13 protein-coding genes are annotated in these 14,579 nt (G+C 66.6%); 7 read left to right on the top strand and 6 right to left on the bottom strand.

Annotated features, from left to right (window positions below; genetic code table 11):
- Positions 1–25: 25 nt before the first annotated feature.
- The 3 genes from CBI38_RS28835 to CBI38_RS28825 all read right to left on the bottom strand — a co-directional run bounded on the left by CBI38_RS28835 (position 26) and on the right by CBI38_RS28825 (position 5,603).
- On the bottom strand, positions 26–721 hold the full coding sequence (locus CBI38_RS28835) for a TetR/AcrR family transcriptional regulator (RefSeq protein ID WP_230989993.1): 696 nt from the start codon (positions 719–721) through the stop codon (positions 26–28).
- Between the two features lie 160 nt (positions 722–881).
- Entirely contained in the window at positions 882–2,543 is a 1,662-nt protein-coding gene (locus CBI38_RS28830) for a cation:proton antiporter (RefSeq protein ID WP_109335441.1), read from the bottom strand.
- Positions 2,544–2,615: 72 nt separating this feature from the next.
- On the bottom strand, positions 2,616–5,603 hold the full coding sequence (locus CBI38_RS28825; protein WP_418328294.1) for a UPF0182 family protein: 2,988 nt from the start codon (positions 5,601–5,603) through the stop codon (positions 2,616–2,618).
- Positions 5,604–5,823: 220 nt separating this feature from the next.
- On the opposite strand from CBI38_RS28825, the gene CBI38_RS28820 reads away from it, so the two are divergent.
- From CBI38_RS28820 to CBI38_RS28805, 3 genes are all read left to right on the top strand, one after another.
- A complete protein-coding gene (locus CBI38_RS28820) occupies positions 5,824–6,909 on the top strand; it encodes a potassium channel family protein (RefSeq protein WP_109335439.1) in 1,086 nt (361 codons plus the stop codon).
- A 710-nt stretch (positions 6,910–7,619) separates the two neighbouring features.
- Positions 7,620–8,051 (top strand): STAS domain-containing protein, encoded by a 432-nt coding sequence (locus CBI38_RS28810; protein WP_162603298.1) that lies wholly within the window; start codon positions 7,620–7,622, stop codon positions 8,049–8,051.
- Positions 8,052–8,073: 22 nt separating this feature from the next.
- Complete coding sequence (locus tag CBI38_RS28805) at positions 8,074–8,292, top strand: hypothetical protein (RefSeq protein ID WP_109334334.1); 219 nt, start codon at positions 8,074–8,076, stop codon at positions 8,290–8,292.
- Between the two features lie 52 nt (positions 8,293–8,344).
- Here the strand turns inward: CBI38_RS28805 and CBI38_RS28800 are convergent, their stop codons facing one another.
- Entirely contained in the window at positions 8,345–9,730 is a 1,386-nt protein-coding gene (locus CBI38_RS28800) for an NAD(P)/FAD-dependent oxidoreductase (RefSeq protein ID WP_109334332.1), read from the bottom strand.
- Positions 9,731–9,809: 79 nt separating this feature from the next.
- Positions 9,810–11,900, bottom strand: coding sequence for an ATP-binding protein (locus tag CBI38_RS28795; RefSeq protein ID WP_109334330.1), 2,091 nt, complete (start codon positions 11,898–11,900; stop codon positions 9,810–9,812).
- A gap of 243 nt (positions 11,901–12,143) precedes the next feature.
- Between CBI38_RS28795 and CBI38_RS38560 the strand changes: the two genes are divergently transcribed.
- From CBI38_RS38560 to CBI38_RS28775, 4 genes are all read left to right on the top strand, one after another.
- Positions 12,144–12,296 carry a hypothetical protein gene (locus CBI38_RS38560; protein WP_204164840.1) on the top strand — a complete coding sequence of 51 codons (153 nt, stop codon included), beginning with the start codon at positions 12,144–12,146 and terminating at the stop codon, positions 12,294–12,296.
- Positions 12,293–12,883: a PRC-barrel domain-containing protein gene (locus CBI38_RS28785; RefSeq protein WP_109334327.1), complete on the top strand. Its 591-nt coding sequence runs from the start codon at positions 12,293–12,295 to the stop codon at positions 12,881–12,883. Before CBI38_RS38560 ends, CBI38_RS28785 begins: the two co-directional genes overlap by 4 nt.
- The gene (locus tag CBI38_RS28780; RefSeq protein WP_109334325.1) at positions 12,883–13,314 is read left to right on the top strand and encodes a PRC-barrel domain-containing protein; all 432 of its coding nucleotides are present in this window, start codon (positions 12,883–12,885) and stop codon (positions 13,312–13,314) included. The genes CBI38_RS28785 and CBI38_RS28780 overlap by 1 nt, the downstream gene beginning before the upstream one ends.
- Before the next feature lie 85 nt (positions 13,315–13,399).
- Positions 13,400–13,921, top strand: a complete 522-nt coding sequence (locus CBI38_RS28775) for an SPW repeat domain-containing protein (RefSeq protein WP_109334323.1) — start codon at positions 13,400–13,402, stop codon at positions 13,919–13,921.
- A 325-nt stretch (positions 13,922–14,246) separates the two neighbouring features.
- Here the strand turns inward: CBI38_RS28775 and CBI38_RS28770 are convergent, their stop codons facing one another.
- Positions 14,247–14,519: a GlsB/YeaQ/YmgE family stress response membrane protein gene (locus CBI38_RS28770; protein ID WP_109335438.1), complete on the bottom strand. Its 273-nt coding sequence runs from the start codon at positions 14,517–14,519 to the stop codon at positions 14,247–14,249.
- Positions 14,520–14,579 lie beyond the last annotated feature (60 nt).

The following is a 14,579-nucleotide window of genomic DNA, read 5'->3' as shown; positions in this document are numbered from 1 at the left end:
TGATGTCGGAAGGGATCGGCAGTTGTCAGGGAGTTACGGCGGCGTCGCCGTCGCCTGCCCCGGCAGGGGGATCAGTCACATACATCAGGTAGTCATCGAGCATCTGCCGGTCGGTGAACAACCCGTCGGCATAGAGTTCGAGGGCGGGTGCGGTCACCGCGTCCGACAATTTCTGGAAGAAGCCGGTGAAGTCACCGCTGCGGAGCATCTCCGCCTGCAGGGACATCTCCAGCAGCATCGTCCCGACACTGGAGCTGGTGAGGAACCGGGCCCGCGCGTAGGGATCGCGGGAGGGTTTGATCACCCCATTGCGCACTCCCTCGGCGAGATAGGCGACCGCGTCGTCGACCAGGTGGTCGAAGAATGCGGTGGCTCCGGGACCTCCGGCCTGCAACGAGCGGGCCACGTACATCGCCAGCGGCGCATAGGATTGGAGCTGCCCGAGTTGGGCCAACCAGGGGCCGGTATCACCGGAGGCGACCACCTGCTGCTTCGATTCGCGGATCTGCCGCAGCACCCACTCGTCGCAGACCCGGCGTAGACCCTCCTTGGAGCGGAAGTGGTGCACGATCAACCCGCCGCTGACCCGCGCGTCCTCGGCAATGACCCGCAGGCTCGCACCGAAACCCTCCCGGGCGAACCGCGCAACTGCCGCATCCCGGATCCGCGCCGACGTGGTCAGGTCGGCGTCGTCCCTCCCAACCCCACGGATTGAATGCACAATCAGTATATTAAACGCACGTTCAGTCCGGGGCAATGGTGTGGGGTGCGCTTCTTGTGAGCCCAGAAAGTCCGGGGGCGACGTCGAGGCGGTCGGTGCCGCGACTACCCGGCGATCGATGCAGGCGCCGCTGCGTAATGGGCGCAAAGGTAAACAAGATTCAGTCATCGTTTCGGTCGTCGCTGTCGGCGTCTTCATCGATGAGGCGGCCGAGTATCTCGGTGGTGGCTTCGACGGCGAGGGAGAACGGTTCGAGGATCGCCTCGGCATCGGCGGCGCGCAGCTGGGCAGCGTCGTGGACGGTGTGCGCGGTCAGGGCGATGTGTCCGCGGTAGTCGTGGTGACGCAGGCCGTGCAGGAGCGCCTGATTGGTCTCGAGTAGCGGGATGGTGCTGATCACGAACCGGGCCTGGTTCAAAGGCAGCGTTTCGAGGAAATGCAGGTCCTCGGCGCTGCCGTAGACCGCGGTGACCCCGTCCCGGGTGTTGGCACCCACCCGGTGGGGGTCGAAGTCGACCGCCAGTACTCGGTGCCCGGCACGGCTGAGGTGGTCGGCGACGTGTCGGCCGAAGCGGCCGAGCCCATAGAGAATCGCGTACACCTCGGCATCCTTATCGGCGATGTCGACTGTTCGGGTCCCGGCCCGCTCGAACACCCGCAGCCACCGCTCGAGTCGACGGTAGAGCTTGTGCGAGTAAAGGATCAGATAGGTGGAGCCGCCGATGGTGAGAAGCCCGACGACCGTGATCAGGCTGACGGTGGCGGTGGTGATGTGGCCGAGGCTCGCGCCCAACGCGGCGAGAATCAAGGAGAATTCCGAGATCTGGGCGAGGGGAATTCCGGTAGAGAATCCGACCTGGATCGGATATCGCAGCGCGGCCATGATCACCGTGACGATCAGCGGTTTGCCGACCAGGACGAACAGTGAGAAGACCGCTATCTTCGCTACCTGCCCGGCTGTGTCGGCGAAGTTCAGCCCGGCGCCCAGGTCGAGGAAGAAGAACAGCAACAGGAAATCACGCAAGCTCACCAGACGTGCCCCGAGCGCGTCGCGGTAGGCGGTGGCGGCGAGCGAAACCCCGGCCAGGAACGCCCCCACCTCCGAAGAGAATCCGAGCGCCTCGGTCACCGCCGCGACCGAGGCCGCATAGGCAACGCCGAAGAGCACCAGCAATTCCTGTGACCGGGCAATCTGCTTCAGCAGCGACGGCAACACGCATTTCGCCAGTATGGCGACACCTGCCAACAGTCCCGCACCCTTGGCTAGGACTACCACGATGCTTACCGTCACAGCATTGTCGGTGCGCTGATCGAGCGCGTTGATCGCGATCATGACGACCACCACGATGATGTCCTGCACGATCAGCAGGCCGACCGCGATGCGGCCGTGGATCTGTTCGAGCTCACGAGTGTCGGAGAGAAGTTTGACGATGATAATTGTCGACGAAAAGGTCAGGGCCAGTGCGACGTACAGGGCGGCGACGGTGTCCATGCCGAAGCCGGCCGCGAGGAGGTATCCCACCACCGAGGTGAAAAGCACCTGTCCGAAACCGGTGATCAGGGCCACCGTCCCGGTGGTGCGGATCAGATGCATGTCGAGCCGCAGCCCGACGAGGAAGAGCAGGATCGCGATGCCCATGCGGGCGAGGAGCTCGACGGTGCTGTCGGCCACCACCCAGCCGGTGCCGGCGGGACCGACAAGGACACCGACCCCGATGAACGCGACAATCATCGGCTGCCGCAGCCGTGTGGCCAGCAACCCGGCCACCGCGGCGATGGCCAGGATGACCGCAATCAAGGCGAAGTCGTGCAACTCCACCATGCTCGACTCCTTCACATCCGCCCGGTCGACGCGGTGAGGCCATCCCATAACCGCGTCACTCCCGGTACGACCTCAATTCGGGCTTCCCCCGGAGGCAAGGTAGCCGTCGATGGCCCGTTGCAGGCGGTCCAGGGCGGCGCCGTAGGAGGTGAAGTCGCCGGTGTGCTGGGCCTCGCGCAGATCCGCCAGGGCGTCGTTGAGCTCGAGGACGGCGGCGGTCAACTCCCGCGAGGGAACGGGCGGCGATACCGGTTCCGCGCCCTCTTGGGGTGGGGTGGCCTCCGAGCCGGGGGGTGGCGGGGTGGCCGCGTCACCGCCGGGCGCGGTCGCGGCCCGACCGGTTCCGGCGCCGAACACCTGGTCGAGCGCTTCGGCGAGGGTGGGGGCGTAGCCGACCCGGACGCCGCCGGTGCCTTGTTCACGGTAGCTGACCAACACCCGGGACAGTTGCGGGAACGTCGACCCGTCCGCGGCGCTCGAGAGCCGTTCGGTGAAAAGCGGTTCGACGTAGAGGACGCCGCCGTCGGCGATCGGCAGGGTCAGCAGATTGCCGTAGTGAATGCGGTTGGACCGCTCGAGCAGGGTGCGTTCGGAGGCGACACGGGTATCGGAGATCATCGAGTTCTGGATCTGCTGCGGGCCTTGGGTGATGCTGTCCGTCGGTAACTGCAGCACCTCGATCTTGCCGTAGTTCTCAGGATCGGAGTGCGCCGAGATGTAGGCGGAGAGGAATTCCCGATTGAATCCGACCATCGCGCTGGCCAGCCGGAACGACGGTGCCGCGGTGTCGGCGTCGCCGACCAGGATGTAGTACGGGCGTTGCTGCCCCGTGGACTCCGACGTCGGATCCGAGGGAACCGACCAGAATGCGTTATTGGTGAAGAACTCTCGCGGGTCGTTGACATGGTATTTTGCGAGGCGTTCGCGTTGGATCCGGAACAGGTCCTCGGGGTAGCGCAAATGCGCGCGCAGATCCGCCGAGATCGTGTCCTCGGGTTGCACGGTGCCGGGGAAGATACTCATCCACGCAGCCAGGACCGGATCCTGCTGGTCGATTTGGTAGAGGGTGACGGTGCCGTCGTAGGCGTCGACGGTGGCCTTGACGGAGTTACGCACGTACGAAATCTCGTCCCGGGGCGGCGGTCGGCCGGTCTCAGGGGCAACGGGTTCGGTCAAGGCCCCGGTCTCCGCGTACGGGTAGTGCTCGAGGGTGGTGTAACCGTCGACGATCCAGGTGATCCGGCCGTCGACGACGGCCGGGTACGGGTTGGTGTCGGTGGTCAGCCACGGCGCAACGTGTTCGACGCGGGTCTTCGGGTCGCGGTTGAAGAGGATCTTCGAGTCGCCGCCGATGGCCCCGGAAAACAGGATGTTGCGTTCGGCGTACTTGGCGGCAAACGCAAACCTGTTGACCCAGTTCCCGATGGGCACTCCACCGGCTCCGGTGTAGGTGTAGGTAGAGGTGTCGGTGTCGTACTCGCGCGGTGGCGCTCCGGGCTGGGCACCGACGATGGCGTAGTCCGGCATATCCGAGTTTGCGAGCACCTCGCCGAAGTAGATGCGGGGTTGCTCGACCGGGATCAGTTGCCGGCCATCGGTTTGGGAGGCGATATCGCTGACGGTGTAGATGGGGTAGCCGCTGTCACTGCTGGCACTCTGGCCGGCCGCATCCCGGACGGCGGCGTTGACCCGGTTCGCCGGGGCGGCGACGAATCCGTTGCCGTGGGTGTACACGGTGTGCCGGTTGATCCACTGGGTTTGGTTGCCGCTGAGGCTGTTCGGGGACAGTTCGCGGGCGGCGACGATGTAGTCGCCGAGCACGCCGTCGACGGTGTAGCGGTCGAGATCCAGGGTCGGGGTGAAGCCGTAGAAGTTCTTCAGTTGCTGCTGCTGGGTGAAGGTCCGCGAGAGCACGTTCGGGTCGAGCAGTCGGGCGTTGGCGATGGTAGTGACATCGGCGGGCAGATCCCGCGGCGGCCGGGTGCCCACCCCCGGATAGTCCCGGTAGTCGACCTGCTCGGGCCCGATTCCATAGGCCAGCCGGGTGGCGGCGATGTTGCGTTCGATGTACGGGCTCTCCCGGTCGGCGGCGTTCGGGCGGACGGAGAACTGTTCCATCAGCGCGGGAAAGACCCCGCCGACGAGGATCGAGGACAGAACCAACAGGGCTGCGGCCATCGCCGGGATTCGCAGATCACGCACCCAGATCGCGGCGAAAAATGCGACGGCGCAGACAATGGCGATCGAGAACAGGATCAGCCGCGCGGGCAGCACCGCGTTGATATCGGTGAACCCGGCGCCGGTGAAGGTGGGTTCCTTCCGGTTGCCCCACAGCAGTGAGTACCGATCGAACCAGTAGGCGACCGCCTTGAGTGCGATGAAGGTGCCGGCGAGGACCGCGAGCTGGACCCGCGCCGCCGGGATCAACGCGGTCTCACGCCCCGCGGTCTCATTCTTCGGTGACAGCCGGATCCCGCCGAACAGGTAGTGCGTTCCCAGGCTGAGGAGGAAGGCAAAAAACACCGCGACCAGCATCCAGGTCAGTACCAGCCGGTAGAACGGCAGGTCGAAGACGTAGAAGCCGATATCGTGCCCGAACTCCGCATCCACCGTGCCGAAGCTGCCCCCATTCAGAAACAGCTGCACGGTCTCCCACCGCGATTGGGCGCTCAGACCGAATGGGAGCGCGAACAGCAACGGGATGCCGATACCGAACAGTCGCGGCCGGCTCATCACCACGGTTCGGTATTCCTCGATCGGGTCCTTCTTCGACACTGCCGCCGCGAACAACGGCCGCGCCCGGTACGCCCACAACAGCACGAGAAAGATCAGTCCCCCCACCAGGGCGGTGACCACTGCAAACGAGAGGAGACGGGTAATGAGGACCCTGCCCCACACCTCACGGTAACCGGCCTCGCCGAACCACAACCACTCCGTGTACACGGCGATCAACCGTGGCCCGAAGACCAGCACCGCGGCGAAGACCGCCAACACCGCCGTCCAGACCATCGCACGGCGTGACAACGGTCGCACCTGCTCGGCCCGTTGCAATTGGCCCACCTCCCGCGGCCCGCACGCGCACGGTGAGCGGCCCGATCGGCGTGAACGGCTCCTACACCGCAGATTGGCTGTCTGTTTCGTCCTATTCTAGGGGTCTTGGCCATCTCCCACCCGGGGGAATGGCGATCAGGAAGTACCCGAACCGCCCGTGCGGGGAACGGTGCGCGGGCGGCGCGTAAGCTGCGCGGCGCGGGAGATGAGAACTGAGGTGATCGACACGATGCCCGGTAGTTGGCGTGCACGGTTCAGCCGGTCCGATGTGCTCACCGAACGCCCCGACTTCGCGCTGGTAGGGATCCTGCGGGTACCCCAGATACAGAACAGTCCCGGCCGGGCCATCGCCCGCAGAATCGGCTACGCGCTGACCGCATTGGCTCTGGTTGTTTTGGTGGTCTACCTCGACCGCGACGGGTATGCCGACTCCCAGGAAGACGGGCTCTCGCTGCTCGACTGCATCTACTACGCGACCGTCTCACTCTCGACCACCGGATACGGGGACATCACCCCGATCACCGAGCAGGCCCGGCTGGTCAATACGTTGATCATCACGCCGTTGCGGATCTTCTTCCTCGTCGTTCTGGTCGGTACCACGCTCGCGGCGCTGACGGAGAATTCCCGCCAGAGTTTCAAGATTCAGCGATGGCGACGCCGTGCCCGCAACCATGTCGTCGTCGTCGGGTACGGGACCAAGGGGCGTAGTGCGGTCGCAGCGATGCTCGGTGATGGGCTGGTGCCGTCCGACATCGTCGTGGTCGACACCGATGCCGTGGCGCTCGACATCGCGGCCGGGCAGGGCCTGGTGACGGTCCAGGGGTCGGCCACGAAGTCCGATGTGCTGCGATTGGCCGGTGTGGAGCACGCCTCGTCGATCATCGTCGCCACGAACCGGGACGATACGGCGGTGCTGGTGACCCTGACCGCCCGCGAGATCGCACCGAACGCGAAGATCGTCGCGGCGGTTCGCGAATCGGAGAACGTGCACGTGCTGCGCCAGTCCGGTGCCGACTCCGTGGTTGTTTCTTCCGAAACCGCGGGCAGGTTACTCGGCGCCGCTACGACCACTCCGACCGTGGTGGAAATGATCGAGGACCTCCTCACCCCGGAATCGGGGCTCGCTATCGCTGAACGCACCGTCGAGCGGGACGAGATCGGTGGTTCACCGCGGTATCTGCCGGACATCGTGCTCGGGGTGGTCCGTGACGGCCGCTTGCTCCGCGCCGGAACGGCGGAGGTCGATGTTGTCGAGGCCGGTGACAAGCTGCTCTACATTCGTCGGGTGATGGATCGCGCCGACCACAGCGCATAACTCGATCATCAGACCGACCTGGGCGGAGGCTGAACGCCACGGCCGAATCTGGCGCGCACACGTCGGGAGCTTTGGGTAAGCCGGCCGAGCCTCATTACGACGACGTGTAACGGTCATCGACTTCCGGCCCGGTAATGCTGAAACTTATGACGCCCTCGTCGTGTGGCGCTCGGATCGGACCCTCGAGCGCGGGGCTGAGGTTCACGTCACTGACCGAGCCCATCGACGGCTGCTGCGCCCCGCGAAGGAGGCCGGCGCAGCCTCGTCGAAGGACGTGGTGGCGGATTCGCCGGCACTCTCGACCGCCTCCGAGGCCCGGAGATCCTTGTGCTCACCGACACTCCGCCGCTGGTGGTGGAGGGGGAGTCGATTCCGCCCGCGCGCGGCTTCCTGGCTGAATGGCTCATTCAGGCTCCGTCGGTGGCGGTAGCTGCCGATGGTCACCGAGGTGGCGTCGCCGGATTCAATGAGCGTGCAATCGGGGCAGCGCAGGAATCCTTTACCAAGATCTTACTTGGGCATTGCAATCGCATAACCATGCGCCCGGTCGGGGTGCGCGGTGTTGGCCACCGCGCCACAGGTCACTAGCGTGATATGGCAGAGACGATCTGCGCACGCCGGTCCCCTGCCGACCGGGCCCGGGGCTGCCTCGGATGTCCGCGTGTGTGGGCACGATGATTCTCAGCCGATCGCACCGAACGGAAGTCGTGGTGAACATCGAATCTTTTTCAGCGTGCACCCCGAACCTGTGGGGGTGGCCGGACCCTGCGTCGAAGACCACCAGCACGGCGCCCATGCTGCAGGTCGGTATCCAGAACCGCACCGGCGGTATTGCGGTGTTGGTCGTGTGCGGCGAGATCGACATCACCACCGCGCCCGTGCTGGCGCCGTACCTGCGGAAAGTGACCGCCGACAGCGGTGACCTGGTCCTCGATCTGACAGGCGTGCCGTTCCTCGGATGCACCGGTATGGCGTTGTTCGACACCGCGGCGAGCCGAGTACGCCGCCGGAACGCCACCCTCACCACGGCCGCGCAACCGCAGGTGCGCCGCATACTGCACCTGACCGGCCTCGACGGCACGCTGGGCTGCTGCGACACGGTCGACGAGGCCCTTGCCGCAGCACGCCGAATCCGCAACTGAGCCTCGTAGACAGGAGAAGACGATGCGAACCCGAAGCCGGCTCTCCGGCCTGCTCGGCGTGCTGGTGCTGATCTGGCTGATCATCGGCGCCGTCGCCGCCGGGCAACGCGGATACTACGACGACGCCTCGACCCACTGCGCCAGCGTCGGCACCATCGCCGTCACCATCGTGGCCGGACCGCTGAACTACGCCGGCATGAACCCCACCGTCGACTGCCAATACCCTCAGCCTGCCTCGTAGGTGAGGCTGGTCCGCTACTCCGGTGGGCGAGCGTTGCAGGTCGATATTCCGGTCATGGGGCGTTCACCCCACTGGCCTGATCCGGTGCTCGGTGGCGAGTGGTGGGGCCGGGGTGAGGCAGATTCTGCCGCAGAAGGCGGAGCATGTTCCTCGGGCTCATCAACCGCTCGGGACGATCGACCAGGGCGGCGACGCGGAGGAAGGCGGTTGCCAGCACGGGATCGTGTGCGGCCGCGGCGTGCAGCCGCGGGATGTAGGCGTTGGCGATCCGCACGCCGAGGCTGCGATCTCCGACCACCTCTGGGAAGGCCAGGTCTGCACCGACCGACATACGCCACGGCACGTCGACCACCTTCGACATGCCGCGGAAGAACGCCCGTGCGTCTACCGGCTCGCGGTGCAGGTGACGGCGCAGCGTGATGGCCTCGAGCGCGGCCACGGTCATTCCCTGCGCATAGATCGGGTTGAAGCTGCAGAAGGCGTCTCCCGTCACGAGGAACCCGGCCGGGAATCGGGCCAGACGCTCGTACCGCCGGCGGATGCTCGCCGGAAATCGGAACGACCGGGGTCGCTCGATCGGGTCGGCGTCTCGGATCGCCACGCAGAGATCCGGGATCGGCAGGGTCCGGGCGAAATCGAGGAAACCGTCCGGGTCGGTGGGTGGATAGTCGCCGAGCATCCCCATCAGCGTCACCAGGAAGCGGTCGCCCTCGAGCATTTGCAGGGCCCCTCCCCGGGGAGCATCGGGTGTCGGACCGATCACGACTCCGAGGTCGCCACCCATCCCCGCCGCCGGGGCCCGGTAGATCCGGGTCGCGTAGCCCAAGCCCACATGCACCCTGTCCTCCTCCGGTTGTTCGAAACCGAGTTCGGTCAGCCACCTCGGAGCGCGTGACCCCCTCCCGGTCGCGTCGACGATCAGATCGGCATCGAGCACCTCCTCCGTGCTGCCGTCGGCATGCCGCACCACCCGGACACCGGTGACGTGGTGGTGGCTGGGGGCGGTGACCAGGCCCAGGGACTCGCAGCGGTCCACGATGGTGACACCGGGCAGTTCGCACACCCGGGCACGCACTCGGTCCTCGAGGAACGGCCGGCTGGCGCTGAGGACGGTCATTCCGCTCTTCGGCTGCGGAAATCTGTACCCGCTCAGGCACCACCGCACGTCGCGCACGTTGTCGAGCGTGGGTACCCCCTGCCCGATCAGTTCCGCGGTGAAACCGGGAAATAATTCCTCGAGAACCTGTTGACCGCGTTCGATCAGGACATGGGTGTGGCGCCCCTGGGGCACACAGCGGCGCGGGACCGCGTCGGCTGGGAGGTGATCATGATCTACCACGATCACCTGCGCGTACGCCTCGGACAGCACCCGGGCTGCGAGTAAGCCGGCGATGCCGGCGCCGAGCACGACTGCTCGGTGTCCGATGTGAGTTGTCATGGGAGCCTCCTCGGGATGTGGCCGACGACTACGAGGAGAATGCGGAAATTCGGTGCTCAACCACCAGTCCGACTACTGCTCACTTCTGTTCACGTCCTGGCCCGTAGATTTCGCGATCCCACAACCACGAGACGATCCGTGCAACACCTTGTGTGAGGTGACGCCGGTACGTGCTGAACGGCAACCCGAGCATCTGGGCGGCGGCCTCCTGGTTCGCGGCCGGGCGCAGATACGTCCGGTCGACTGCGCGTACCAGTTTGTCGTCGCGGGGATCGTCCGCCAAGGCGTCCACCGCGTCGCGGAGCAACGAGTCGAGTTCGGTGACATCAGGTTCGGCGCGGCCGCGATCGCAGATGAGCCGGGTGCGCATCAACGGGTTCCGCCGAAGCAGGTCGAGGCGGTGCCAGTCGTGCAACGCCTGCCGGACCGCCTGCTCGAACTCGGGCTGGGACAGCACCAGCACGTGCGCCGCCGGCGGGGCAGGTGCAGTGGGAGTCTCCGACAGTGCGCGAACGGCGACCTGTTCGAACCAGGCATCGACCGGGACGCGCCGGAAATCGTGCGCGAACAACCCGTATCGGCGTGCACCGACCTCGAAATCGGCACCCTCCGCCCGGGGAAGGTCGGCGACGGCGAAATACTCGTTCCACCGGTCCGGCTCGGCCAGGGTGAGGAAGTCCCAGGACAGCAGTGGGGTGCAAAGGTACCGCTGCATGGTGATGATCGGGATGGCGTTCAGGGTGGGCGACGGGTCCTGGTACGTGGTGCCGTCGACGATGAATCGGGTCACGGTGATCGCCTCCCCACTTCTCGGCGGCGCATGCGCCCGGGCGAAGTTCCAGGCGGCCGCGGCGCCGGGATCCGCGGCCAGGTCGTCGGGGGACGCGCGACTCAGATCGAGGAGGCCGAAGAACCCGCGCGCGCCGCCGTCGGGACGGCGCACGATGAAGAACCCCTCGGGTTGGCGGCCGAACCACGCGGCACAGATCTTCGCCGACTCCGCCCCCTCGTGCGAGCGGACCATCTCGACGATCGTCTCGCGATCCTCCGCGCAGGCAGGCTCCGGATAATGATGGCCCCACGATTCCCAGTCCACCGGGGAGAGGACCCCGGGCAAATTCCGGAACACGAACTTCAGGTCGAAGATCACGCGCTGCTGTTCGCGCCCGCTACACAACGTCAGCCTGCGGCGGAGGTGCCGCCATACGCGGTGGAACACGGTCGTGTAGGAATCGAGGTCGCGCCACCGCAGATCAGCGTCTACGACGTCGCGGGCCAGGTCGTGCGGGAACAGTCCTTCCGGGCCTGCGTCGACGAACGACAAGTGCCGCAGCCAGGCGAATACCTCGTGCGCGTCGTCGAGTTCGAGGACGTCACGCAGCAGGGATTCGGTGGTCACCCGGGCGAGGGCGCACACCTCGAGCGCCCGCCGGTGCACGGGACTGGGCACCACATCGATGAAGCGTTGCATGAGCACACCGATGAGGTCGGGGGTCAACGGGTCGGCGGCGATCTCCCCGCCCCGGGATGCGACATCGGCCACCAGCGACAACGCCAGCGGGTGCCCGTGTGTGACTTCGCAGATCCGCTCGTGCATCTGCGGCGGCACCGCTACCTCGCGTAGGTACTGTCGGCACTGCCGCGGGGTGAGGTTCCGCATCGACACCACGCGTAACAGATCGCACCAGCCCGCATCGGCCCGCCACTGCGGGCCGGGCGGCGTCCGGGACGCGATCACGGTGAGCGCGGTCGCGGGTAGTCGGGGCAGCAACCGAGTACGTACCCATTCGTCGATGGGTGCCAGCACCTCATAGGTGTCGACGAGGACGAAGAGTCGTTCTTCTCCGCGAGCGATCGCCCCGGTGACGGGCACGTCGACGGTTTCGCCGAGTACGTCGAGAACGGCGGCGGGGGAGGGGGGAAGGTCGCGGCCGTCGAGCCGGACGACCGTGGCACCCGCGTCTCCCGCAATCTCCGCCAGCACGTCGAGCAGTGCCGTCTTCCCGATGCCTCCGGGGCCGTGCAGGTACAGCACCGACAGCTGCTGATCGGCCGACTCCAGCCTCGCCCGGACCAATTCACGCTCACCCTCGCGGCCGACGTAGGTGCGGCGGCGACGCACCTTCAAAACGTCGCCGAGAGATGTCGAAGGCTGCGCGATGCCCTCCATGAACCCATATTAGGAGCAGCACCGTATCCACACAGGGCATGATCTGGATGGCTGGCTCTCGCGCAGTCCTGCTGTTTCACCTGTCACCCACGCGAAAAAGGGCGTGGCAGAACACGATGGCCGTCCGCCGCCAGTCCGCCACCAGCGGTGAAAACGCGACATCTCGAGTGCCCGGCCCGCGGTGCGGAGAGTACGCTCGAAAACACCAGGTACATCGGTCTCCCGAAGCGGAGGGTGATCTTGATGCAGTGGTGGAGTTGGCTGATCGTGGTCGCGGCGGTGGTCGCGGTGATCATCGGTGTACTCCTGCTCGTGCAGGCCCGCCGCCGCGCCGGTGGGGTCATCATCGCCCACCCGGACAATCCTGAGGACGCCGGCGGTGGGGGTCGGCGATGAGCGTACTGATGCGCTGCAGCGAGATCATCGCCCGCCCGGTGGTGACGATGGCCGGTGAGGCCGTTGCCCAGGTCAAGGACATCGTCTATGCGCCCACCGGCGGTCAGGTCGCCGGGTTCACCCTCGCCGGGCGGGGACCGTTCTCCGGCCCCCTCGATCGGGGACTGGTGTGGGGGCGTGTGGCCGCGCTCGGCGCCGATGCGGTCATGATCGCTGACGAGGATGCTTTGGGCCCGCTGACGGGGGCCCTCGCGCATGCCTCTTCCCGCCGCGGATCCGGCAGCGATGTCCTCGGCGCCGAGGTGCTCACCGACACCGGCACCGCGCTCGGCGCCGTGGTCGATGTGATCGTGGAGGTCGGCGACCCCGCCAGCGGCCGATGCGATGTCGTGGGCTACGAAATCGAATCGTCGCAAGCTCTGCGGGGCAAGGGAACCAAGATGCTGCTGCCGCTGCCGGACACGCTGGCCGCGTCCGGGGAACATCTGATCGTGCCGGCGAGCGCGACCGGTTTCGTCCGTGATGACCTGGCAGGGTTCGGTGCCGCCGTCGCCGCGTTCCGGACGCAACTGCGAGGTGCATCCTGATGCGTTTCTCCGCCGCGGTGGGCCGGCAGGTCGTCGGCTCCGACGCCGCCGACACGATCGGGAAGGTCGCCGGTTTCGTGGTGGACCCTGCGGTGCGGCGGGTGGTCGCGGTGCAGGTGAAAAAGCCGGGGGAAGGCACCGTGGTGCCGTGGGCGAACATCGGCACATTCGGCGACGATGCGGTCATCGTCGGCGGGCCGGACGCGGTCGGTGAACCCGATGCGGCGATCGCGGCGCTGACCGGCCGCGACCACACCCTGATCGGCAAACGGGTGCTGACCACCGCCGGAAACGAGTGGGGCACCGTCGCCGACGTCGATTTCGATCCCGGCTCCGGGGCGATCACCGCCCTGCTCGGCGAGTGCGGTCAGGTGGCGGGAGTCCGCCTGGTCGGGGTCGGCGCCTACGCCGTCGTCGTCGACGTCCACTGAGATGTCCCGCCGCGCGCTTCACAACCGCAGTTCCGGGCGGCCACCCGAACCCCGGGACGATCGGAGAAAATTAACAAGGAACGACATGATGCGCAGCCACCACCCACCGACCGGACCGCTACCCCTGATCGAGGCCCGCGGCCACCGCGGTTTCGTCGAACGGCTGATGTTTGATTCGGCCGAACGCCCCGATCAGAACGCCCGCTGGCACCAACGGCTCCCCGGCCCGCAGACCCCAGGCATGGTCAGCGCCATCACCATGCTTTTCGGCATCTGGGTCGCGATGTCGCCGTTCCTCTGGCACGAGCCCGGCACCGACTTCTTGTCCCCCGCCCGCTGGAACGAGCTCCTGATCGGGTCCGCCCTCGCTGTCCTCGGCCTCGTCCGGCTGACCCGGCCAGTACGGGTGCTGACCGCGACCGCTGCCGGTGGGGTGGCCGGGGGCTGGTTGATCGTCTCCCCGCTGCTGTTCGACTACGGATTCGGTAGCGGGGCCACCCCCGCCACCATCAACGACGTCCTTATCGGTGTGACCGTCCTCGCCGTCACCGCACTCGGCCACCTCGACGCCCGCGCCGCCCTTACCACCACCGATGACACCGGGTGACCCGACCCCGATGGCGTAACCGGGGATTGACTAGCGCGGCACAGAGATTGCCGCATAGACCTTGCTGGCTCTTCCGGTGTTACGTGATTCCGGCACCCAAGGTCAGGATCATCGCCGAAACATCACCACACGACGAGCACGGGGCGCCGATCCACAGCGGACCCCGGTTTCGTCGACCACGTCGGAGCCCGACTATGTGTCAGGATCTCCGCACAGGGGAGCCGACCGCCCAGGTTGTCCACAGCGTAGCGATCGACGGTGGCGGCAGAGTCCACTGCCGGTGTCGGCTTCCCCCGGGGAAGTCGGCTTCCTCGTCGCTGACCACTTAGCGGTGTGTGCGCCGAGCCATGACGGTTTTGACCACGAAGAGCAGGATAAGGGCTCCGAACAGGCAAGTAAGAAAGCTGAATATCAGTCCCCTCCCTGCGACGTCGACACCGAACAGCCCCACCAGCAACCCGCCGATCAGCCCGCCGGCGACGCCGACCACGATGTTGAGGAGAATGCCTTGTTGGGCGTCGGTGCCCATGATCTTGCTACCGATCCATCCGGCCAGTCCGCCAAGGACGATCCAGCCGATGATTCCCAGTCCGAGCATCATGCGGTCCTTTCCCGCTGCGCCCACGCGGTGGTCCTGCGCGGTGCCGTGCCCGTCGCA

The sequence above is a fragment of the Rhodococcus oxybenzonivorans genome, from assembly GCF_003130705.1.
Taxonomy (GTDB): domain Bacteria; phylum Actinomycetota; class Actinomycetes; order Mycobacteriales; family Mycobacteriaceae; genus Rhodococcus_F; species Rhodococcus_F oxybenzonivorans.
This window is presented reverse-complemented; position numbering and strand designations above follow the sequence as displayed.